This window comes from Actinosynnema sp. NPDC037264 (assembly GCF_055603705.1).
This window is the reverse complement of sequence record NZ_JBVJVK010000132.1, coordinates 1-1641: the sequence shown is the minus strand read 5'-3', so window position 1 is coordinate 1641 and position 1641 is coordinate 1. Positions and strand designations below refer to the sequence as shown.

Annotated in this window: 1 protein-coding gene and 1 pseudogene; both read left to right on the top strand. The window is 77.5% G+C overall.

Annotated features, from left to right (window positions below; genetic code table 11):
* A partial coding sequence (locus tag ACZ7GX_RS45665; RefSeq protein ID WP_498786921.1) for a hypothetical protein occupies nt 1-226 on the top strand: 226 nt, incomplete at its 5' end.
* A 652-nt stretch (nt 227-878) separates the two neighbouring features.
* Nucleotides 879-1641: pseudogene (locus tag ACZ7GX_RS45660) on the top strand (hypothetical protein); the annotation flags it as partial.

Below are 1641 nucleotides of genomic sequence, written 5' to 3'. Positions count from 1 at the left end.
ACGGACCCAGCAGCCACGGAAACGGCAGCCCGAGCGGCGGCTCACCCAGCAGCGGCAGCGGCGGCGGCGCTCCGAGCAGCAGCAGCAACCCCAGCCCTGGTGGCGGCAGCCCGAGCACCGGCGGCGGTCAGGGCGGCGGCAGCGGCAGCAACCCCAGCCCTGGTGGCGGCAGCCCGAGCACCGGCGGCGGTCAGGGCGGCGGCAGCGGCAGCTATGGCAGCGGTAGCGGTAGCGGTTCGCACGGCGGCGGTGGCGGCGGCACTGGCAGCGGCGCTCCGAGCGGCGGCAATCCCGGTGGCGGCAGCAGCGGTCATGGCGGCGGTAGCGGTAGCGGCTATGGCAGTGGTGGAAACGGCGGTTCGCACAGCGGTGGGGGCGGCAGCCCCAGCGGTGGGGCGCCGACGCCGCACAGCTCCCCTCGTTTCGACCAGACCTCCGCGGCCAACGCCGCGGCGCCCGAAGCCCCATCACGCCCCGACCAGCCCCACACCGGTGGCGGTCCCAACACCGGGAACCCCAACACCGGTTCACAGCCCAACCAGCCCGGTCCGGCCGGTGGTGCGCCGTCGGCCGGCGCGCCAGGTGGCGGCAACCCCGGTGGTGGCGCGCCCGGCGGCAGCGGACGTCCGGGCGGCGGTGGTTGGACCGGTACCCCGGGCAGCCGGGGTGACGTCGGCTCCGGCATCCCGACCGCACGCGGGCCCGAGAACGTCAGCCCGTCCGCACACGGGCCGTCCCGTACCAACCCGTCCCAGGTAGGGCCTTCACACGCAGGTCCCGCACACGCAGGACCTTCACACGCGGGTCCGGCGCACGCTGGTCCGGCGCACGCAGGTCCCGGCACGCCTCACCACGGCCCGGCCTCGCCCAACACCGGCGTGCCGGGCACCCCGCACAGCGGTCCCCGGCACGCGGCCCCGAACCCCTCCCACACCAATCCCACCGGCGCCGGCCCGGGCCACACGCGCCCGCAGAACGGTCCGACGCCACCGCCGGCCGGTCCGCCGCACGCAGGTCCGCCGCGTCCCGGTCCGACCTACCCCAACGCCCCGCACAACGCGCCGCACAATGGGCCGGCCACCGGGCCCGCGCGGCCGTACTCCCCGAACGGCCCGGCGCACACCAACCCCTCCCAGAACACCCCGCACAGCGGGCCGCCCAACCGAGGCCCGGCCGGCCCACCGCACCAACGCGACGCCGGCCCCGACTTCACCCGCCCACGCGGCGACGGCCCGCCGGCCCCGCGGCACCCGGACACGCACACACCCGCTCCCCGCCGGGACCCGGATGGCCAAATCCCACCGCGGCGCGATCCCGACGGCGTCCCCGGCCAACGCCGAGACCCCGACGCGTGGACCCCGCCCCACCGCGACCCCGACCCGAGCACCAACCGGCCGGACAACGACACCCCGAACGGCGACCGCCCCGACAGCGACCACGACACCGACCGCCCGGACTCGGATCGGCCCGACTCGGACCGGCCCGACACCGACCGCGCCGACACCGACCGCGCCGACAGCGACCGGTCCGACGGCGACCGGCCGAGCATCGACGAGGCGCACGCCCGGCACGGTGAGACCACCCCGGCCGGTATCTCGCACCACCGGGGCGACAGCGACATGGGCGACCTGCCCCACCGCG